This window comes from Streptomyces sp. NPDC045899 (assembly GCF_056431485.1).
In genome coordinates this window covers 155,552-175,174 of the sequence record NZ_JBWKKP010000001.1, presented here as the reverse complement: position 1 = coordinate 175,174, position 19,623 = coordinate 155,552, and the positions used below count along the sequence as shown (strand labels likewise).

The following is a 19,623-nucleotide window of genomic DNA, read 5'->3' as shown; positions in this document are numbered from 1 at the left end:
GACTGCCGCAAATCAGCGATATCCGCCGCGAGTCAGGGACGAGGTGCACACGAACGGGCACGATTCGGCCGCCTCTCCGCAGGAGGGGGAACACCCCGGGGTCCGGGCCGGATGCACCGGCCCGGACCCCGGGGGACGCGCTCGGCGCGGTCTGCTGCGGGCTACTTCGGAGCGGCCCAGACCTGGCGCTTGTACGCGTTCGCCGAGTGGAGCTGGATTTTGGTGCCGTCGGTGGTCCTGCCACCGGTCACGTCCAGCACCTTGCCCGAGGCGACATGCGTGATCTGGCCCCTGGCGTTGACCGACCAGCGCTGCGACGGGCCGCCGTCGCAGTCGTGCAGCTGGATCCTGTTGCCGTCGGCGGTGGCGTTGTCCGCGTTGTCCAGGCATTTGCCCAGCGCGCGGAAGGTGCCGTCCCGGTCCAGGATCCACGACTGGGTCGCCGATCCATTGCACCGGTAGAGCTGGATCTGCGTACCGTTGGCCGGGTTGCCCGCCGTGACGTCCAGGCACTTGCCGCCGAGGCCGGTCACCTTGCCCTGCGGGGGCACCGCCGCACCGGCGCCCTTGGCCAGCAGACGCAGGCCCTGGACGTCGAACTGCTGGACGTAGGTGCCCGCGCGGCTGTCCCGGTACCCGCCGGCCGGCGAGCACAGGACCGGCTTCTGGTGGGAGTCACCGGCGACGGCGCAGTCGCCCCGCGCCGCACTGCGGTTGGCGTGGGCCAGCCCCAGGGTGTGGCCGAGTTCATGGCTGATGTGGTTGCTCATGAGCTTCTCGCCCCGGGAGGGCAGGGGCTTGCCGGCCGACGTGAAGAACTCGCTGTCGATGTAGGCGTGTCCGCTGGTCACCGTGTCGGCCACGGAGGAGCCGATGAGACCGCAGCTGAGGTTCTTCTTCCCGGACCCGTCGCGTACGACCTTCCAGCCGCTCTGCCCGCCGTCCGCGGGCGGGACGCACGGGCGCTTCAGCACCCCGACGACCACGACTCCCTTGGGCCGCACGTAGTCCCAGCCCACCGGCTCGGTGTCGACGTCGATCGGCAGACCGGTGATGCGCCGGAGCTCTTTGGCCGACGTCTTCACATAACGGCCGAGCCAGTCCACGGACTTCTGATCGTAGAACTTGATGGTGTAGCCGCCGGCCAGCAGTCTGCGCGGACCGGCCAGTTTCCATCCCTCGCCGCGCGGAGGGGCGGCCGCGGCCAGGCCGCGTACGCCGGACGACGTCACCGGCATGACACCGTCCTCGAAGACCGTCCCGTCGGTGCCGGAGACACCGGAGTCCTCCTGGTGGGGCGCCGCCGCCGAGGGCCGGTGCCGGTCGTCCGGCTCGTCGTCATCGGTGCCGAACGCGCTGGACGAGAGCTGGAGGCCCCCCGCGACCGCCGCCGCCGCGCAGATGGCGATGATCGACATCCGGCGCTTACCCGTGAATCCCACGTCCCCGTTTCCTTTTCACCCGGTGAGGTCGTCGCGTTCCGGACCGGGGGAGCTGGAACCGGCGAAGAGAAGGCCGCGGCGGCAGGCCGAAAGTCCGTACGGACCCTTGGGAACGCCTGAGCCGCCGCGGCAGCGTGCGCAGTGACACGGGGATTCCCTTGGCAAAGATCCCCTGACGCTTCCCCCGGCGCACGCATCATCAGGATGTCCCAGCCACCGGGAAAGGTCATGAGCACAGAGTCCACAGCTGTGTTGGCAATCCGTTCACTCCCGGCGTCCAGAACCTCCGCCGCCACCGGTGATCGCCCGGTGGCGGTGGTCCCTGGGAGTGGCGCCGTAGGCGGCGCGGTAGGCCCGGCTGAAGTCGGACGCGCGGGGGAAGCCCCAGCGGGTGGCGATGGCGTGGATGGGGGTCGTGCCGAGCGCCGGGTCGGTCAGGTCACGGTGGGCCGCCTCCAGGCGCAGCCGGCGGATCCAGTCGGCGACGGTGGCCTCCTGGTCCTTGAAGAGGCGGTGCAGATAGCTGACCGAGATGTGGTGGGCGGCGGCGACGGACCTCGGTGTGAGCCCGGGGTCGTGCAGCCGCGCGCGGATGAACGCCTGGATGTGCAGGGTGAGGGACCGCTGCCGGGTTTCCGGCGGCAGCGCCCTGTCCTCCTCCAGCACATGGGCGAAGACGGTGGCGACCAGGTCGCTCGCGACCTTGCCCAGCCGGGGTGCGTCGGCGGGCCGGTACACGGAGGTGTCGGCGGCCAGCTGGGTGAGGAACCCCGCCAGCAGCCCGCCGACCCCCTCACGCGCCGAGATCGGGTGCGAGATGATCCGGCGCACCTTGTCGTGCGACAGCGGCACCAGGGCCTGGGGTATCTCCACGCCCACGATCCTGACCGGGTTCCCGGTGCTGTGGACCTCGTACTCCAGCGAGGAGGAGTTGATGTGCAGGTCGAGCGGCCGGTACTCGGCCTCCCGGTGCCCCCACACCCCGGCCCCGGTACCGTGCAGGACGAGCGAGAGGTGGTACGACTCGGGGTCGGACTGCCGGATCAGCTTCGGGGTGCGGCGGAAGACCACCGGCTGGAATGCGGCCGGCCACACGGCGACCGGGCCGAGCTGCAGGACGCGCTGGGAGCCGAAGTAGTCCTCGGTGCCGTCGCGGTGCAGCTCCATGGGGGCGTGGGTCCGTCCCATCCGCTCCACCCAGGCGTCGAACCGGTCGGCCGCGGCCACCTCGTCGGTCCGGAACACCAACTCGTCCAGCAACTGACCCTCCATATGCCTGCCGTGGCGCGCCGCGCTCCGGCGCCCTGGTACGTGAGCCCCCTCTCACCCCTGCTCAGCGCACGATCTCACGCCCCGGCACGGAAAAGCCGCCGGCCGTGGCCTCCCAGCGGGGAGGCCACGGCCGGCGGCCCGGGTGAGCGGATACCGCTCCGTCCCGTGACGCTCTTTAGACGTCGAAGTAGAGCTCGAACTCGTGCGGGTGCGGCCGCAGCTGGAGCGGGGCGATCTCGCTCGTCCGCTTGTAGTCGATCCAGGTCTCGATCAGGTCGGAGGTGAACACCCCGCCCTGGAGCAGGAACTCGTGGTCGTTCTCGAGGGAGTCGAGGACGGCCGGGAGCGAGGTGGGCACCTGCGGGACGCCCGCGTGCTCCTCGGGAGCCAGCTCGTAGAGGTCCTTGTCGATCGGCTCGGCCGGCTCGATCTTGTTCTTGATGCCGTCCAGACCGGCCAGCAGCAGGGCCGAGAAGGCCAGGTACGGGTTGCCGGAGGCGTCCGGGGCGCGGAACTCGACGCGCTTGGCCTTCGGGTTCGAGCCGGTGATCGGGATCCGCATCGCGGCGGAACGGTTCCGCTGCGAGTAGACCAGGTTGACCGGGGCCTCGAAGCCGGGGACCAGGCGGTGGTAGGAGTTCACCGTCGGGTTGGTGAAGGCCAGCAGCGACGGGGCGTGCTTGAGGATGCCGCCGATGTAGTAGCGGGCGGTGTCCGAGAGGCCCGCGTAGCCCTGCTCGTCGTAGAAGAGGGGCTCGCCGTTGGTCCACAGCGACTGGTGGACGTGCATACCGGAGCCGTTGTCACCGAAGATCGGCTTCGGCATGAACGTCGCGGTCTTGCCGTTCTTCCACGCCACGTTCTTGACGATGTACTTGAACAGCTGGAGGTCGTCGGCCGCGGCCAGCAGCGTGTTGAACTTGTAGTTGATCTCGGCCTGGCCGGCGGTGCCCACCTCGTGGTGCTGACGCTCGACCTGCAGGCCCACGCGCTCCAGCTCAAGGCTGATCTCGGCGCGCAGGTCGGCGAAGTGGTCGACCGGCGGGACCGGGAAGTAGCCGCCCTTGTAGCGGACCTTGTAACCGCGGTTGTCCTCGACCGCACCGGTGTTCCAGGCGCCCGCCTCGGAGTCGATGTGGTAGAAGGACTCGTTCGCGGTGGTGTTGAACCGCACGCTGTCGAAGACGTAGAACTCGGCCTCGGGACCGAAGAACGCGGTGTCCGCGATACCGGTCGAGGCGAGGTAGGCCTCGGCCTTCTTGGCGATGTTCCGCGGGTCACGGCTGTACTGCTCACCCGTGATCGGGTCGTGGATGAAGAAGTTGATGTTGAGCGTCTTGTCCCGGCGGAACGGGTCGACACGGGCCGTGGAGAGGTCCGCACGGAGCGCCATGTCCGACTCGTGGATCGCCTGGAACCCGCGGATCGACGAGCCGTCGAAGGCGAGCTCCTCGTGCGGGTCGAACGCCTCCGCCGGTACGGTGAAGTGCTGCATGACGCCGGGAAGGTCACAGAATCGGACATCGACGAACTTGACGTCCTCGTCCGAGATGAACTTCCGAGCGTCGTCGGCGTTCTGGAACATCCAACTCCTCCTAGCCCGGCCGCGGGGGGACGGGATTTGTTCGGTCGCACGGTCCAAATGCGTGGTGTGCTGAGCCCGACCATAGGCAGACGGGATTTCCCGGGCATGACCCATTTGTTTCACCCAGGTTAACCGGCCGAGCGACGAAATGCGGGGCCGAAGAGGCGATCATGGGCTGTTCCGGGGCCTGGGCGGCACCCGGCTCCTGGGAAACGTATGCGGTCGCAGTAACGTGGTCGGGTGGACAAGAGGCAAGCAATCGGATCGTGGCTTTCCGGGCCCCGCGCGGCCGCCGAGGACATGGGCGTCGACATGGGCTACCGGGGCCAGGCGCTGGGGCTGCCCGAGAGCGGGCCGGGCGCCATAGCGTCGCTCGGCCGCCGCTTCGGGGCGCTCTTCATCGACTGGGGGCTGTGCCTGCTGGTCGGCTGGGGGCTGCTGTCCGGCGGCGACGCACGGGCCGCCGGGAACTGGGCGCTCGTCGTCTTCGTCGGGCTCAGCGTCCTGACCGTGGGCACCGTCGGCGCCACCCCGGGCAAGCTGCTGCTGAAGCTGCGGGTCATCGGCGAGGGCGGGGTGCGGCTCACCCTGCCGCGGGCCGTTCTGCGCAGTGTGCTGCTCGCGCTGGTCATCCCCGCCGTGGTCTGGGACCGGGACACCCGCGGACTGCACGACCGGCTCTCCCGCTCCGTGCAGATCAGGATCTGAGGCGATCAGGATCTGAGGCTCCGCATACGGATCGCATACGAATGGCGGCCGGGACAGGATCCCGGCCGCCATTCGTATCAGCGTGTATGCGCGCACATCCGCGCGCAATCCGTCGTATTTCGCGTTCCGTGACGCGGGGTGTGCTCAGCGTCCCTTCGGCATCCGCATGCCCTTGGGCATCGGACCCTTCGGAATCGGCATGTTGCTCATCAGGTCGCCCAGCGCCCGGAGCCGCTCGTTGACCACGGTCACCTGCGCGCCCGGCAGCACCCGCGGGAGCTTCATCAGCGTGGTGCGGAGCTTCTTGATCTCCACCTGGCCCTCGCCGGAGCCCACGATCATGTCGTGCACCGGGACGTCCGCCACGATGCGGGCCATCTTCTTCTTCTCGGCCGCCAGCATGCTCTTGAGCCGGTTCGGGTTGCCCTCGCCGACCAGCACGATGCCCGCCTTGCCCACGGCGCGGTGGATGACGTCCTGGTTGCGGTTCATGGCCACCGCGGGCGTCACGGACCAGCCGCGTCCCACGTTCTCCAGGACGGCGGCCGCGGCGCCGGGCTGGCCTTCCATCTGTCCGAAGGCCGCCCGCTCGGCACGGCGGCCGAAAACGATCGCCATCGCGAGGAAGGCCAGGACGAAGCCCAGGATGCCCAGGAAGATCGGGTGGCCGATCCAGAAGCCGATCGCGAGGAGGACACCGAAGGTGACGATCCCCACGCCAGCGACGACAAGGCCGACCTTCGAGTCGACCCGCTTGGTCATCTTGTAGGTCAGGGCGATCTGCTTCAGCCGCCCGGGGTTCTCGGATGTTTCCTTCCTCGCCATACAGCGAAGTTTACGTGGCCTGGGAAGCCCCGGCGGACACGGCCTCCAGTACGTGCTCGGCCTCGTGCCGGTCCTTGGCCCGGCGCCGGTCCTCCAGCACCGCGGTCCAGGCGTTGCGGCGGGCGGTGCGCTGCCCGCCGCGCAGCAGCAGACCCTCCAGGGCGAGCAGCGCGTCGGTGACGGACGGGCGTACGGGCGCAGCCGACATGGGATCCCCTCGAAGCAGCGGATGATCACGACGCATGCACTACAGATAAGCAGTGCGTGGCTTAATCGTTACCCAATGGTGTTACCAGCGCGTGACCGGGCGGTCAAACACCGATGAAGCCTGGGTACGGCCCGTACCCTCCCCCTGACCTGCGGAAGGGCGCGGGCCGGTGATGTGCGCGTGTGCCGGTACTCACACAGCGTGTTGCTGCTCACACACCCGGTGCCCGGTGGGGCGGCGCGGAGCCGAGCGGTGCTGTGTGGTTCAGATGCCCGGTGAGGCCACTGCGACGTTACGCCGGTCGATCGCCTGCTGGTAGAGGCGCCCTGCGCGGTACGACGAGCGGACGAGGGGGCCGGACATGACACCGGCGTAGCCGATCTCCTCAGCCTCCTCCTTGAGCTCGACGAACTCCTGCGGCTTGACCCAGCGGTCCACCGGGTGGTGGCGCACGGACGGCCGCAGGTACTGCGTGATCGTGATCAGTTCACAGCCCGCGTCATGGAGGTCCTGGAGTGCCTGGCTGATCTCCTCGCGCTCCTCGCCCATGCCCAGGATCAGGTTGGACTTGGTGACCAGACCCGCCTCGCGCGCCTTGGTGATGACCTCGAGCGAACGCTCGTAGCGGAAGCCGGGACGGATCCGCTTGAAGATCCGCGGGACCGTCTCCACGTTGTGGGCCAGCACCTCGGGACGGGACGAGAAGACCTCGGCGAGCTGCTCGGGAACCGCGTTGAAGTCGGGGATCAGCAGCTCGACACCGGTGTCCGGCATCAGGGAGTGGATCTGGCGGACGGTCTCCGCGTACAGCCAGGCGCCGCCGTCCTCCAGGTCGTCACGGGCGACACCGGTGATGGTGGCGTACTTCAGCTCCATGGTGCGTACGGATTCGGCCACCCGGCGCGGCTCGTCCCGGTCCAGGGCCTGGGGCTTGCCGGTGTCGATCTGGCAGAAGTCACACCGCCGGGTGCACTGGTCACCGCCGATGAGGAAGGTCGCCTCGCGGTCCTCCCAGCACTCATAGATGTTCGGACAGCCGGCCTCCTGGCACACGGTGTGCAGGCCCTCGCGCTTCACCAGGCCGTGCAGCTCGGTGTACTCGGGACCCATCTTCGCCCGGGTCTTGATCCACTCCGGCTTGCGCTCGATGGGGGTCTGGCTGTTCCGGACCTCCAGACGCAGCATCTTCCGTCCGTCGGGTGCGACTGCGGACACGTCCGGCACTCCTCTTTGCTTGGCGGCTCGGCTGGCGAGTTTGCTGGCGCGGCTTTCGAATCGTCGGCGGTCACCAGGGTACGCCCGTCATTCGTACGGATTTACGTCCAGGGCAACCCATGGGCCGCAAGGACCATTCCCCCGGGCAGGTGAGCGGCGTCACGACGCCCCTCACGCCCCGGTGCCCGGGGCCGGACGGCTAGACGGCCCGCGGCATCGGGATGGCCCCCTCCAGGACGGTCCGCAGGTGCTTCTCGACCACCGGGAGCACCTCCGAGACCGGGACGTCCCGGCCCAGCTCCTCCGAGAGCGAGGTCACGCCCGCGTCCCGGATCCCGCAGGGCACGATCCGGTCGAACCAGGTGTTGTCCGGATTGCAGTTCAGCGAGAAGCCGTGCATGGTCACGCCCTTGGCGATGCGCACCCCGATCGCGGCCAGTTTGCGGTCCTCACGGCGCTGTCCGGCGTTGGACGGCGCGTACTCCGGACCGTTCATCCGGGGGTCGAACTCCTCGTCGTCGATCCGGGGGTCGAAGTCCAGGCTCAGTCCGCCGGGCGACTGGCGCTGCTCGACCGGGTCGCCCAGCACCCACACCCCGCTGCGGCCCTCCACCCGGGTGGTCTCCACACCGAACTCCGCGCAGGTCAGCAGGAGCGCGTCCTCCAGGCGCCGGACGTGCGCGATCACGTCCACCGGACGCGGCAGCTTCAGGATCGGGTAGCCCACCAGCTGGCCGGGGCCATGCCAGGTGATCTTGCCGCCGCGGTCCACGTCCACCACCGGGGTGCCGTCGAGCGGGCGCTCGTTGTCGGCGGTGCGCCGGCCGGCCGTGTAGACCGCCGGGTGCTCCAGCAGGAGACAGGTGTCGGGGATCTCGTCGGCGAAGCGCGCGGCGTGCACCCGGCGCTGCTCCTGCCACGCCTCCTCGTAGTCCACGGCGTCCGCCCCGAACCCGAGGTGGACATAGCGCAGCGACGAGGAGCCGGGGATCTCCCCCGGGGACGATGCGGTCACGGCGGGCTCCTGTTCGGACCTGTTCAAGGACCTCGTACAAGTGAGTGGCGATGCCTGGCGGCGGCGCCCCAGCCACTGTACGACCGTGGATCAGGTCGCCCCCATCGGGCTCGTTCTCACACGATCGGATGAATGCCGCCCGACGGCCGCGATCAGCCCTCGAGCGGCAGTTAAATTCGCGCCGTTCCACAGGGCGATCAGGGAGACCGGCAGGCTGATGACGGAACGACCCCCGCAGCGCATTCCCAATCGTCAGCTCGCTGCGCTCATTGCCGAGGCTGGCTTCTCCAACGCCGGGCTGGCCCGGCGGGTGGACCAGCTCGGGCTGGAGCACGGCCTCGATCTGCGCTACGACAAGACCTCGGTGACCCGCTGGCTGCGCGGACAGCAGCCACGCGGCACCACTCCGGCGCTGATCGCCGAGGTGTTCACCCGGCGGCTGGGACGCCGGCTGTCCGCCCAGGACCTGGGGCTGGACGCGTGTGCGCCGGTCTACGCGGGGCTGGAGTTCGCGGCCACCCCGCAGGAGGCCGTGGACATCGTCAGCGGGCTCTGGCGGAAGGACTCCGGCAGTCACGCGGAGCTACGGAAGATCGCGTTCACCCCGGCGGGTCTGGTGGTCCCCAGCCGTGACTGGCTGATCGGACGGCCCGACGACCGGGTGGCGCGCGGAGAGCCCCCGGCGGTCCCGGCCCCGGCCGCGGCGCCGGGCGTCAGCGCGGCGGGCGCCGCCGCCGTGGCCCCGGCCGCCGTCCGGCTGCCCGCCCAGGGCGGCCGTCCCGGTGCCCCGCCGGCCACGCCCGGACGCGCGCCCGCGGCGGGCCGGGCCCCGGTGCCCCGCCAGCGGCAGGCGGACCGCTGCCAGCGCGGCCCCGGCCACCGGGTGACCACCGGGGACATCGCGGCGCTGCGCTCGGTCAGCGAGCTGTTCCGGACGCTGGACCAGACGTACGGCGGCGGTCACGCCCGGCAGGCCCTGGTGCGCTACCTCGAGCACGAGGGCGAGCCGATGCTGCGCGGCACCTACAGCGAGGCGGTGGGGCGGCGGCTGTTCGGGGCGGTCGCGGATCTGACCCGGCTGGCCGGGTGGACCTCGTACGACATCGCCGCCCACGGTCTGGCCCAGCGCTACTTCGTCCAGGCGCTGCGGCTGGCGCAGGCGGCCGGGGACCGGGCGTACGGCAGCTACGTCCTGGTGACGATGAGCCGCCAGGCCGTCTACCTCGGCCACGGCCGTGAGGCCGTGCAGCTGGCCCGGGTGGCCCAGCAGGGCGTCGGCGGTGGTGCGCCGCCGGTGCTCCAGTCGCTGCTGCACGCGGTCGAGGCGCGCGGCCACGGAGTGCTGGGGGAGGTGCGGGCCTGCACGGCCTCGCTGGCCCGTGCGGAGCGCGCGCTGGAGACGGCGCGGCCGGGTGACGACGTGCCGTACTGGGCGCGGTTCTTCGACGAGGCACAGCTCGCGGACGAGTTCGGCCACTGCCACCGCGACCTCCAGCAGTACCGGGCCGCCGCCCAGCACGCCGAGCGCTCGCTCCAGCTGCGCGGCAACGGATACGCGCGCAGCAGGCTGTTCTGCCGGGTGGTGCTGGCCACCGCGCGGCTGGGCCTCGGTGAGCTGGAGCAGGCGTGCGCACTGGGCGCCGAGGCGGCGCAGCAGGCGTCCGAGATGCGGTCGATGCGGGCGCTGGACTACGTACGGGACTTCGAGCGCCGTCTCGAGCCGTACCGCGACGCGGCCCCGGTGCGGGGCTACCGGGAGCGCGTAGCCGCCCTCCAGTAGCCCTGCGGGCGGCCCCCGGGTCTGCCGGGGGCCGCCCAAGGGCATGGCCGGATACCGGCCGTCCCGGGGCACGATCCAGGCCAGCTGACGGCCGGTCCCGGGCCAGGGGCCGGCGCCCCCACGGGGTGTGTGTCCGGCCGGTGGCCGGACAGCGGCCGGACTCGGCGGGCCCCTGCGGCGCGTCCAGTGGCCGTTGGGCGGAATGCGGCGGTGCCGGGGCCGGACGGGCCGCGCCCGTTCGCCGGGGGCGGCTCGATGCCCCACGGGGCGTCCGGTCGGTGGCTGGGGTTGCGGCGGCCCTCGGCTGCCCGCGCCGGGCTGTCGGCCGCCGAACCAACCCATGGGCCCGGCGCCCCCGTGGGGGTGCGTCGGGTGGCTGTTGCGGGCGGGCAGCGGTCGTCCCGGGGTGCGGGCCGGGGTCGGGGTACGGACGGGTGGGGTCGGACCGGGGCCCGGCGGCCCCGCAGGGCGTCTCCGGCCGATTGACGGACGGCGGCGGCACCCGGCAGCCCGCGAGGGGCTGTCGGCCGCTGGAACGGTCCGTGCCGTCCTGTCGGAGGCTGAGCCGGGCGTGCGGCTGCCGCGCCCCCGCGCGGGCGAGTCAGCCCGCGCGGGGTGATCCGGGCCGGGCCCGCGTGGGCGTCGGCCGGGCCCGCGTGGTCAGGCCGCGGCGGAGAGGGTGGTGCCGGAACCTGGCGGGGCTCCGAAGTCGGTGAGCACCGCGCGGGCGGCGCGGCGGCCGGAGACGAGCGCGCCCTGCACCGTGCTGGAGTCGCGGTGGTCGCCGCAGACGTACAGCCCGGACAGCAGCCGCACCGGACGGCGCAGGTCATGGGGTGCGGGCATGGCCGGGACGGCGTACGGGTCGTGGTGGGCGGCCAGCAGCCCCCAGCGGGCCGTGGACGTGCCGTAGACGGCGGCCAGTTGGTCGCGGGCGGCCCGGTCGAGTTCGGCGGTGGGGCGTCCGGCGGCGGGGCCGAGCACCGTGGAGGTGATCAGCACCCGGCCGGGCGGGGTGCGCGAGGGGTCCACCTCGCTGGCCACCATGGTGTGCGCCACCGGGCCCGGGCCGTCGGCCGCGAGGACCAGCGCGGGTTCGCGCAGCGGTGGGCGGTCGGCGGTGTGGTGCAGCACCGTCACCGGGTGGAAGGCCGGGAGCCGCAGACCGGGCAGGAGCGCCGCGGCGTCGTGCGCCCCCGTGGCCACCAGGACCGCGCGACAGCCGATCTCACCGTGTTCGGCGGTGGCCACGGCGGTGGTGGAGGCCGCGACGGCGCGGACGCCGGTGTGGACCGTCCCCGGCGGCAGGGTGGCCGCCAGCAGTTCGGGGACGGTGGCCGCGCCGCCCGCCGGAAGGCAGAGGCGGCCGCGTGCGTAGCCGCGCAGGGCCAGATCGGCACAGCGGCTCGAGGTATTCAGCTCCGGGTCGCTGAGCAGCGACACCAGGAGCGGGCGCAGCACCCCCTGGACCGTGCGGGCAGGTAGGCCCCGCCCCCCCAGGGTCTCGTGGACCGGCCGGTCGGGGCGGGCGAGCAGACGGTCCGCGGGCAGGGCGGCGAGCCTGCCGAGCGCGGCACCGAGTCGGGCCTGGTCGAGCCCGTTGCCCAGGGGCGCACGGGCGGCGTTCGCCAAAGCGCGCGCCGACGTGAATGCGCCCCTCATGCTCCGGGGGGTGCCGAACCGCTGGGTGCGTCCCTCGCTGTGGACCAGCAGGCCCTGGGTGAACGGGCGCAGGGCGAGGGAGCCGAGCCCCGGAGCGCGCCGCAGCTCCGGGAACGAGGTGTTCATCAACTGTCCGGTGCGGTCGAGCCGGAAGCCGTCCACGCTGTCCGTCGCCATCCGGCCGCCCACCCGTGGCGCGGCCTCCAGGACCGTGACCGACACCCCCGCGCCGGCCAGCAGTTGAGCCGCGGCCAGCCCCGCGAGACCGGCTCCCACGATGACGACGTCCGTGCGGTGCGCGCTGCTGAGCACGTGCCCTCCTCGAGGTCGGTGCGTTCGCTACGGAGGCCTGATGCCCCAACCAGCGGGCCGGAAGCGTGAGTCCCGCGACACGGAGCGTGAGGTGGATAACGCGAGGACGTACTTGACGGTAGTCAGAAAAACGTTCGAGGGCAGTCGCGCATCGACCGAGCACGGTCGCACGACGGTCGCACACCGGTCACCCACCGGTCGGAATTCCGGCCGCCGGAGCGGGGTTGACGCACCGTCCGACCCTCCGGACGCCGCCCCGTGCACCCCCTCCGCCGAACGTTCGGCGGACCGCGCTCAGCGCTGCTCCTTCAGCGCCGCGCGCAGGGCCTCGTCGATATGCGGGTAGGTGAAGGAGAAGCCGGAGTCCATCAGCCGCCGGGGCAGCGCCCGCACGCTCCCGAGCACGTCGCCGGACATCTCGCCCAGGGCGATCCGCAGCGCCGGGGACGGCACGCTGAACAGCGTGGGCCGGTGCAGCACCCGGCCCATGGCGGCCGTGACCTCGCGGTTCGTGACCGGCGTGGGGGCGGTGAGGTTGACCGGGCCGGAGAGTTCCTCGGAGGCGATCACATGGCGCAGCGCGGCGATGTGGTCGTACAGGGCGATAAAGCTCCAGTACTGACGGCCGTTGCCCATCCGCCCGCCCAACCCCGCCTTGAACAGGGGGAACAGCCGCCCCCACGCTCCGCCTTCGGGCGAGACGACCAGTCCGGTGCGCGCGAACACCGTGCGGATGCCCGCCTCCTGGGCGGCCCCGGCCGCCTCCTCCCACTCCTGGCACAGATCGGCGAGGAAGCCGTCACCGGGGGGCGCGTTCTCGTCCACGGCGCGCGCCCCCGTGTCCCCGTAGAACCCGATGGCGCTCCCGCTGATGAGCACCCGCGGCGGAGTGTCCAGGGAGGCCACGGCATCGGCGATGGCCGCGGTGCCCAGCACCCGGCTGTCCCGCAACTCGCGCTTGTACGCGTCGGTCCAGCGGTGGTCGCCGATCCCGGCGCCCGCGAGGTGGACCACCGCGTCGCACCCGGTCAGCCCCGCGGTGTCCACCCACTGCCGCTGCGGATCCCACTCCACCTCGCCCTCGCCGCGCGGGGTGCGCCGCACCAGCCGGACGGTCTCGTGGCCGTCCTCGTGCAGTGAGCGGAGGAGAGCCGTGCCGATGAGTCCGGTGGAGCCGGTGACCGCGATGCGCATGGCACCATCCTGCCCCCGATCTTGAACGTGATGTCGGACGACGGGGCCGGTGGCACACTGACCGGCATGTCCGAGCCGACCGTGCCCACCCGTCCCACCAGCTCCCTCCGCACCACCGGTGAGGGGGAGTTGACCGTCCGTGCCGCCGTGGCGGACGACGAGACCGCGCTGGCCGCACTGGACCGGCGCGCCTGGTCGCCGCTGCACTCGGTGCAGCCGCGCCCCGAGCCGCCCTACGCCACCTTCTTCACCGACCGCAACCTCCCCGAGCACATCCTGGTGGCCGAGACCGGCGGGCACCCCGTCGGCTACCTCCGGCTCGTCGCCGCGATCCCGCTGGCCTCCAACGCCCATGTGCGGCAGATCCAGGGGCTCGCGGTCGACGAGCGGGCGCGCGGCAGGGGAGTGGCCCGGGCGCTGCTGGCCGCCGCGTACGAGCGGGCCCGGCAGGCGGGCGCCACCCGCATCACCCTGCGGGTGCTGGGCCCCAACACCCCCGCGCGGCGGCTGTACGAGTCCGAGGGGTTCACCGTGGAGGGCGTCCTGCCGGGGGAGTTCCTGATCGAGGGGAGCTACGTGGACGACGTCCTGATGGGCCGCGGCCTGACCGCCTGACCGCCGGACCGGCTGACCGCCTGACCGCCTGACCGCCGGACCGGCTGACTCCGCGCCGGCCGCGGGCCCCGGGGGTCAGATCCGGAAGCGCTCCCAGAGCCGGGGGTAGCGCTCCGCCAGCTCGCGGTCGTTCTCGAAGTCGATGGCCACGCCACCCGGTTCGTCCGGGGGCCCCGGAAGCCCCAGCTCCGGCAGGGCCGCCCCGGTCAGCCGCTCATACGCCTCGTCCGCCGCGAACCCCAGATCCTCGCAGTCCCCGTCCACCTGGTCGTCGAAGTCGTCCAGCAGCTCGGCGAGGGCGTCCGGCTCGTGCAGCGCCCCCTCGAAGACCTCCCGGCCCTGGCCGATCAACCAGAAGCGGAACGCCTCGAACGCATCGTCGCTGACCCCGCCGAGCAGCACCCAGGCCGCACCCCACAGATCCCAGCGGTAGGCCCGGTCGGAGCGGGCCTCGAAATGCCGCGCGAAGTCCAGCACGGCGTCCGGGTCGAGCTGGGACAGGCGCTCGACGAGCACGTCGGACTGGTCCTCGGGGTCGCCCTCGGCGGCCTCCCGAGCGCTGTCGACCAGCCCCCAGAACTCCGTCTCGTCCATCATCACGGGACCAGGATCGGCCCTCCCCGGCGCGCCCGCACGCGGAGCGACCCGGATGCGGCCCTCTCGTTATGGAGAGCGACCCGGCTGCCGGAGACCCGGGAAAGTGCGAACAAAAAGCGACAGAAGATGTCGGGATTTCCTGCGAGCGTCGAACGCACAGCCATGACGGACACCCATCGAAGGGACAGCTACGTGAGCACTCAGGGCGCACTGGCGGGCAGGATCGCACTCGTCGCGGGGGCGACGCGCGGCGCGGGCCGCGCGATGGCGGTCGAGCTGGGGGCGGCCGGCGCCACCGTCTATGTGACGGGACGCACCACGCGGGAGCGGGCCAGCGAGGTCGGCCGGCCCACCGAGACCATCGAGGAGACGGCCGAGCTGGTCACCGCCGCGGGCGGTGAGGGCATCGCGGTGCCGACCGATCACCTGGAGCCGGAGCGGGTACAGCAGCTCGTCGAGCGCATCGACCGGGAGCGGGGGCGGCTGGACATCCTGGTCAACGACCTCTGGGGCGGTGAGGCGCTGATCGAGTTCGACAAGAAGACCTGGGAGACGAACCTGACGAGCGGGCTGCGGATGCTCCGGCTCGGCATCGAGACCCATCTCATCACCCTCTACTACGCGCTGCCGCTGCTGGTCCGGAACCCGGGCGGGCTGGTGGTCGAGATCACCGACGGCAACGAGGAGTTCAACAAGACCTACCGGGTGAACCTCTTCTTCGACATCACCAAGAACGCGCCCATCCGGACCGCCTTCGGGCTCGCCCAGGAGCTGAAGGAGTTCGATGCCACGGCGGTGTGCCTGTCCCCGGGGTTCCTGCGCTCCGAGCAGATGCTGGACCACTTCGGGGTGACCGAGGAGAACTGGCGGGACGCGGTGGAGAAGGAACCGCACTTCGCCATCGCCGAGACACCGCACTTCGTGGGGCGGGCGGTGGCCGCGCTCGCCGCCGATCCGGACCGGGCCCGTTGGAGCGGGAAGTCCGTCTTCAGCGGTGAGCTGGCCAAGGTCTACGGCTTCACCGACCTCGACGGCTCCCGGCCGGACGGCGTCGGCTACTTCCGCGACATCGTCTTCGGCGGCAAGGAGGGCACGGCGGAGGACTACCGCTAGCGCGTGTCCGCGACGTCGTGCCGGATCGGCCCGCATGATCCCGACAACGCGACGAGCGTGCCAAACGCGCCGGAGGGGCGCGGGGAGCTGTGGGAGTGGCCGCCACGTGGCCGTGGAGACGTGACGGCGCTTCCCGACGCCGCCCGCGGAGCGCTACTGGCTGAGCGGCGTCGCCGGGGTCCGGGCGGTGGGGTGCGCGCCCAAGGGGCGTAGGGAGCTGCGCGAGTGGCCACCACGTGGCCGTGGAGACGTGACGGCGCTTCCCGACGCCCCCCCGCGGAGCGCTACCCGTAGAGCCGGGCGGCGCGCCGCGCCGCCTCGGCGAAGCGCTCCCGCAGCTCCGGCGGCTCGAGCACCTCGGCCTCCGGGCCGAGGGCCAGCAGCTGCCCGAAGGCCACCTCCTGCGACTCGACGGACAGGGTGACGGTGATCCGCCCCTGTCCGTCGGGCTCCCCGGCGCCGCGCACCGCCTCCTCGGCGGCCGTGCGGTCGGTGACGTAGGGAAGCTGCCGGGCGCCTTCCGGGGTGAGCCGCAGCACGGTCCGTTCGCGCAGGATCGAGCGCGCGAACTGGGCCGCCCGCTCCTCCCAGAAGGAGGGCAGCTCGAACTCCCCGGCCCGCTCGAAGCGGTCCTCACCGCGTTCGACGGAGACGAAGCGGTCCACCCGGTACACCCGGAAGTCGCCCTCCGCTCGGGCCGCCAGGTACCAGACGCCCGCTTTGAGCACGAGGCCGTACGGCTCCAGCTCCCGGGCCACCTCGGTGTCCCGGCGCCGGTAGCGGACGGTGATCCGCCGGTCGTCCCAGACCGCGTCGGCCAGCGGTGGCAGCAGCTCGGGCGTCTGCGGCTCCTGCCACCAGCCGGGGGCGTCCAGGTGGAAGCGCTGGGCCACGCTGTAGGAGGCGTCCCGCAGCTCCGGCAGCAGGGCCGCGGAGACCTTCAGCCGGGCCGCGGAGGCGGCGTCGGCGAGCCCCATCTCGCGCAGCGCGGACGGTACGCCGGAGAGGAACAGCGCCTCGGCCTCCGCCCGGCCGAGCCCGGTGAGCCGGGTGCGGTAGCCGCCGATGAGCCGGTACCCCCCGGCGCGACCCCGGTCCGCGTAGACGGGGACACCCGCCTCGGAGAGCGCGGCGGCGTCGCGGGTGACGGTCCGCTCGGAGACCTCCAGCTCACGGGCGAGCTCGGCCCCTGTCATCGAGGGCCGGGCCTGGAGCAGAAGCACCATCTTGATCAGCCGGGCAGCGCGCACCCGCCCATCATGCCCCTCCGCGGCGCGGGCCCCGGCGGAAGAGACGGCCCCCTTCGGAAGCGGCGTGCCCATGAGACCCGCCGTCGTGCGACCGCGAGACACGGCCGCACGACGGCGGAGCGGGGGCGGGCGTCAGAGCCCGTAGTGGCGCGCGGCCTCCTTGGCGGCGGTGCCGTTCACCTCGCCGCGGCGGGCCAGCCGGTCCAGGGCCGCCACCACGATCGCCGGAGCGTCCACCCCGAAGTGGCGGCGGGCCGCCTCCCGGGTGTCGGAGAGGCCGAAGCCGTCGGTGCCCAGGGAGGACCAGTCCTGTTCGACCCACTGGCTGATCTGGTCCGGTACCGCGCGCATCCAGTCGCTGACCGCGAGGACCGGGCCCGGTGCGCCTGCCAGGGCACGGGTGACGTACGGGACCCGGTCTTCGCCATTGAGCCGCGCCGTGTCACAGGACAGGGCGTCACGGCGCAGCTCGCTCCAGGAGGTGGCGGACCACACGTCGGCGGCCACACCCCAGTCGTCGGCGAGGAGTTTCTGGGCCTCCAGCACCCAGTGGATGGCGGTGCCGGAGGCGAGGAGCTGGATCCGGGGCGCTTCGGCGGCGGGCGCCTCGGCCTCCCGGTAGCGGTACAGGCCCTTGAGGATGCCCTCCTCGACACCCTCGCCCGACGGCATGGGCGGCTGGACCTTGGTCTCGTTGTAGACGGTCAGGTAGTAGAAGACGTCCTCGGCGTCCGGACCGTACATCCGCCGCAGTCCGTCCCGCACGATCACCCCGACCTCGTAGGCGAACGCCGGGTCGTAGGCGAGCGCCGCCGGGTTGGTGGAGGCGATCAGATGCGAATGGCCGTCGGCGTGCTGGAGGCCCTCACCGGTCATGGTGGTGCGGCCCGCGGTGGCGCCGATCAGGAAGCCGCGGCCGAGCTGGTCGGCGAGCGCCCACATCTGGTCGGCGGTGCGCTGCCAGCCGAACATCGAATAGAAGATGTAGAACGGGATCATCGGCTCGCCGTGGGTCGCGTACGACGTGGCGGCGGCGGTGAAGTCGGCCATCGAACCGGCCTCGGTGATCCCCTCGTTGAGGATCTGACCGTTCGCGGCCTCCTTGTAGTACAGGAGCTGATCGCGGTCGACCGGGTCATAGGTCTGGCCGAGCGGGGAGTAGATCCCGGCGGTCGGGAACAGCGACTCCATGCCGAAGGTCCGCGCCTCGTCGGGCACGATCGGCACCCAGCGCTTCCCGGTCTCCTTGTCCCGCATCAGATCCTTGACCAGCCGGACGAAGGCCATGGTGGTGGCGATCTCCTGGCTGCCGGACCCCTTGGCCAGGGCCTCGAACGGCTTGGCCGCGGGCTCGGGCAGGGCCACCGGGTGGACCTTGCGGGCGGGGGCGGGGCCGCCGAGCGCGGCGCGGCGCTCCTGGAGGTAGCGCACCTCGGGGGAGTCTTCGCCGGGGTGGGCGTACGGGACGAGCTCATCGGCCAGCTCGCTGTCCGGGATGGGCAGCTCCAGGAGGTCGCGCATGGTGCGGAACTCCTTGCCGGTGAGCTTCTTCATCTGGTGGTTGGCGTTGCGCGACTCGAAGCCGGGGCCGAGGGTCCAGCCCTTGACGGTCTGCGCGAGGACCACGGTCGGGGCGCCCTTGTGGTCCATGGCGGCGCGGTAGGCGGCGTGCACCTTGCGCGGCTCGTGGCCCGCGCGGGAGGTGTGGAAGCACTCGGTGAGCTTGGCGTCGGTGACGCTCCGGGCGAGCCGGGCCAGCTCCGGGTCGGCGCCGAAGAAGTGCTCGCGGATGTAGGCGGCGTCGCGGGTGGCGTAGGTCTGGAACTGGCCGTCCGGTACCTCGCGCAGCCTGCGCACCAGCGCGCCCGAGGTGTCCAGCGCGAACAGCTCGTCCCAGGCCGAGCCCCACAGGGACTTGACCACGTTCCACCCGGCGGCGCGGAACTGCGCCTCCAGCTCCTGGACGATCTTGAAGTTGGCGCGCACCGGGCCGTCGAGCCGCTGGAGGTTGCAGTTGATGACGAAGGTCAGGTTGTCCAGGCCCTCGCGCCCGGCCAGGGCGAGCGCGGCGGTGGACTCGGGCTCGTCCATCTCGCCGTCGCCGAGGAAGGCCCATACGTGGGAGCCCGCGGTGTCCTTGATGCCGCGGTTCGCCAGATAGCGGTTGAACCGGGCCTGGTAGATCGCGGAGAGCGGGCCGAGGCCCATCGAGACGGTGGGGAACTCCCACAGCCAGGGCAGCCGCCGCGGATGGGGGTAGGAGGGCAGCCCGTCACCGCCCGACTCGCGCCGGAAGCGGTCGAGGTGGTGCTCGGTCAGCCGGCCGTCGAGGAACGCGCGGGCGTAGATGCCGGGGGAGGCGTGGCCCTGGATGTAGAGCTGGTCACCGGAGCCGCCCGGGGCCTCCTTGCCGTGGAAGAAGTGCTGGAAGCCGGTCTCGTAGAGCCAGGCGGCGGAGGCGAAGGTGGCGATGTGGCCGCCGAGGCCGTCCCGGCTGCCGCGGGTGACCATCGCCGCCGCGTTCCACCGGTTCCAGGCGGTGATCCGCCGCTCCATCTCCTCGTCACCGGGGAAGGCGGGCTCCGCGGCGGTCGGGATGGTGTTGACGTAGTCCGACTCCAGCAGCGGCGGCAGCGTGAGCCCGGTGCCCTCCGCGCGCTCCAGGGTGCGGCGCATCAGGTACGCGGCGCGGTGCGGACCGGCGGCCTGGGTGACGGCCGTGAGCGAGGCGGCCCACTCCGCGGTCTCCTCGGGGTCCCGGTCGGGGATCTGGTCGAGCGCACTCGGCTGCGTGCTGGCGAGATCGGTCATGCTGCCGACTGTAAGTTCT

16 protein-coding genes are annotated in these 19,623 nt (G+C 72.1%); 4 read left to right on the top strand and 12 right to left on the bottom strand.

The features are described from left to right. Positions 1-161: 161 nt before the first annotated feature. The 3 genes from AC07FT_RS00820 to glnA all read right to left on the bottom strand — a co-directional run bounded on the left by AC07FT_RS00820 (position 162) and on the right by glnA (position 4,299). On the bottom strand, positions 162-1,442 hold the full coding sequence (locus AC07FT_RS00820; RefSeq protein ID WP_479172888.1) for a ricin-type beta-trefoil lectin domain protein: 1,281 nt from the start codon (positions 1,440-1,442) through the stop codon (positions 162-164). Between the two features lie 264 nt (positions 1,443-1,706). After that, positions 1,707-2,702 (bottom strand): helix-turn-helix domain-containing protein, encoded by a 996-nt coding sequence (locus tag AC07FT_RS00815; RefSeq protein WP_479173355.1) that lies wholly within the window; start codon positions 2,700-2,702, stop codon positions 1,707-1,709. A 187-nt stretch (positions 2,703-2,889) separates the two neighbouring features. Next, positions 2,890-4,299 (bottom strand): type I glutamate--ammonia ligase, encoded by a 1,410-nt coding sequence (gene glnA / locus AC07FT_RS00810; RefSeq protein WP_471195530.1) that lies wholly within the window; start codon positions 4,297-4,299, stop codon positions 2,890-2,892. 240 nt (positions 4,300-4,539) lie between these two features. On the opposite strand from glnA, the gene AC07FT_RS00805 reads away from it, so the two are divergent. Continuing rightward, complete coding sequence (locus AC07FT_RS00805; protein ID WP_479172887.1) at positions 4,540-5,007, top strand: RDD family protein; 468 nt, start codon at positions 4,540-4,542, stop codon at positions 5,005-5,007. Positions 5,008-5,151: 144 nt separating this feature from the next. Here the strand turns inward: AC07FT_RS00805 and AC07FT_RS00800 are convergent, their stop codons facing one another. The 4 genes from AC07FT_RS00800 to lipB form a co-directional block, all read right to left on the bottom strand. After that, on the bottom strand, positions 5,152-5,832 hold the full coding sequence (locus tag AC07FT_RS00800; RefSeq protein WP_479172885.1) for a DUF4191 domain-containing protein: 681 nt from the start codon (positions 5,830-5,832) through the stop codon (positions 5,152-5,154). A 10-nt stretch (positions 5,833-5,842) separates the two neighbouring features. Beyond that, a complete protein-coding gene (locus AC07FT_RS00795) occupies positions 5,843-6,040 on the bottom strand; it encodes an SCO2195 family GlnR-regulated protein (protein ID WP_254745882.1) in 198 nt (65 codons plus the stop codon). Between the two features lie 264 nt (positions 6,041-6,304). Then, positions 6,305-7,255 (bottom strand): lipoyl synthase, encoded by a 951-nt coding sequence (gene lipA, locus AC07FT_RS00790; protein ID WP_479172883.1) that lies wholly within the window; start codon positions 7,253-7,255, stop codon positions 6,305-6,307. 199 nt (positions 7,256-7,454) lie between these two features. Beyond that, complete coding sequence (gene lipB / locus AC07FT_RS00785) at positions 7,455-8,270, bottom strand: lipoyl(octanoyl) transferase LipB (protein ID WP_479172881.1); 816 nt, start codon at positions 8,268-8,270, stop codon at positions 7,455-7,457. 217 nt (positions 8,271-8,487) lie between these two features. On the opposite strand from lipB, the gene AC07FT_RS00780 reads away from it, so the two are divergent. After that, positions 8,488-10,050 (top strand): regulator, encoded by a 1,563-nt coding sequence (locus tag AC07FT_RS00780; protein ID WP_479172879.1) that lies wholly within the window; start codon positions 8,488-8,490, stop codon positions 10,048-10,050. A gap of 660 nt (positions 10,051-10,710) precedes the next feature. Here the strand turns inward: AC07FT_RS00780 and AC07FT_RS00775 are convergent. Both AC07FT_RS00775 and AC07FT_RS00770 read right to left on the bottom strand, forming a co-directional pair. Next, the gene (locus AC07FT_RS00775) at positions 10,711-12,024 is read right to left on the bottom strand and encodes an NAD(P)/FAD-dependent oxidoreductase (RefSeq protein WP_479172877.1); all 1,314 of its coding nucleotides are present in this window, start codon (positions 12,022-12,024) and stop codon (positions 10,711-10,713) included. A gap of 294 nt (positions 12,025-12,318) precedes the next feature. Beyond that, positions 12,319-13,218 carry a TIGR01777 family oxidoreductase gene (locus AC07FT_RS00770; RefSeq protein WP_479172875.1) on the bottom strand — a complete coding sequence of 300 codons (900 nt, stop codon included), beginning with the start codon at positions 13,216-13,218 and terminating at the stop codon, positions 12,319-12,321. A gap of 66 nt (positions 13,219-13,284) precedes the next feature. Here AC07FT_RS00770 and AC07FT_RS00765 point away from each other — a divergent pair, with 66 nt between their 5' ends. Further along, positions 13,285-13,833, top strand: a complete 549-nt coding sequence (locus AC07FT_RS00765; protein WP_479172873.1) for an N-acetyltransferase family protein — start codon at positions 13,285-13,287, stop codon at positions 13,831-13,833. A gap of 75 nt (positions 13,834-13,908) precedes the next feature. Here the strand turns inward: AC07FT_RS00765 and AC07FT_RS00760 are convergent, their stop codons facing one another. After that, a complete protein-coding gene (locus tag AC07FT_RS00760; RefSeq protein ID WP_254743405.1) occupies positions 13,909-14,430 on the bottom strand; it encodes a DUF4240 domain-containing protein in 522 nt (173 codons plus the stop codon). A gap of 162 nt (positions 14,431-14,592) precedes the next feature. On the opposite strand from AC07FT_RS00760, the gene AC07FT_RS00755 reads away from it, so the two are divergent. Continuing rightward, on the top strand, positions 14,593-15,543 hold the full coding sequence (locus AC07FT_RS00755; protein WP_471195567.1) for an SDR family oxidoreductase: 951 nt from the start codon (positions 14,593-14,595) through the stop codon (positions 15,541-15,543). A gap of 284 nt (positions 15,544-15,827) precedes the next feature. Here AC07FT_RS00755 and AC07FT_RS00750 read toward each other — a convergent pair whose 3' ends face one another. Further along, complete coding sequence (locus AC07FT_RS00750) at positions 15,828-16,793, bottom strand: helix-turn-helix transcriptional regulator (protein ID WP_471195570.1); 966 nt, start codon at positions 16,791-16,793, stop codon at positions 15,828-15,830. 132 nt (positions 16,794-16,925) lie between these two features. Beyond that, positions 16,926-19,604, bottom strand: a complete 2,679-nt coding sequence (gene aceE, locus AC07FT_RS00745; RefSeq protein ID WP_479172871.1) for a pyruvate dehydrogenase (acetyl-transferring), homodimeric type — start codon at positions 19,602-19,604, stop codon at positions 16,926-16,928. Between the last annotated feature and the right edge of the window lie 19 nt (positions 19,605-19,623).

Bases quoted from the DNA above. Each gene is read 5' to 3' on its own strand.
- AC07FT_RS00780 (WP_479172879.1), top strand. From the start codon at position 8,488: ATGACGGAACGACCCCCGCAGCGCATTCCCAATCGTCAGCTCGCTGCG.
- AC07FT_RS00765 (WP_479172873.1), top strand. From the start codon at position 13,285: ATGTCCGAGCCGACCGTGCCCACCCGTCCCACCAGCTCCCTCCGCACC.
- AC07FT_RS00760 (WP_254743405.1), bottom strand. From the start codon at position 14,430: ATGATGGACGAGACGGAGTTCTGGGGGCTGGTCGACAGCGCTCGGGAG.
- AC07FT_RS00795 (WP_254745882.1), bottom strand. From the start codon at position 6,040: ATGTCGGCTGCGCCCGTACGCCCGTCCGTCACCGACGCGCTGCTCGCC.
- AC07FT_RS00770 (WP_479172875.1), bottom strand. From the start codon at position 13,218: ATGCGCATCGCGGTCACCGGCTCCACCGGACTCATCGGCACGGCTCTC.
- aceE (WP_479172871.1), bottom strand. From the start codon at position 19,604: ATGACCGATCTCGCCAGCACGCAGCCGAGTGCGCTCGACCAGATCCCC.
- AC07FT_RS00800 (WP_479172885.1), bottom strand. From the start codon at position 5,832: ATGGCGAGGAAGGAAACATCCGAGAACCCCGGGCGGCTGAAGCAGATC.
- glnA (WP_471195530.1), bottom strand. From the start codon at position 4,299: ATGTTCCAGAACGCCGACGACGCTCGGAAGTTCATCTCGGACGAGGAC.
- AC07FT_RS00755 (WP_471195567.1), top strand. From the start codon at position 14,593: ATGACGGACACCCATCGAAGGGACAGCTACGTGAGCACTCAGGGCGCA.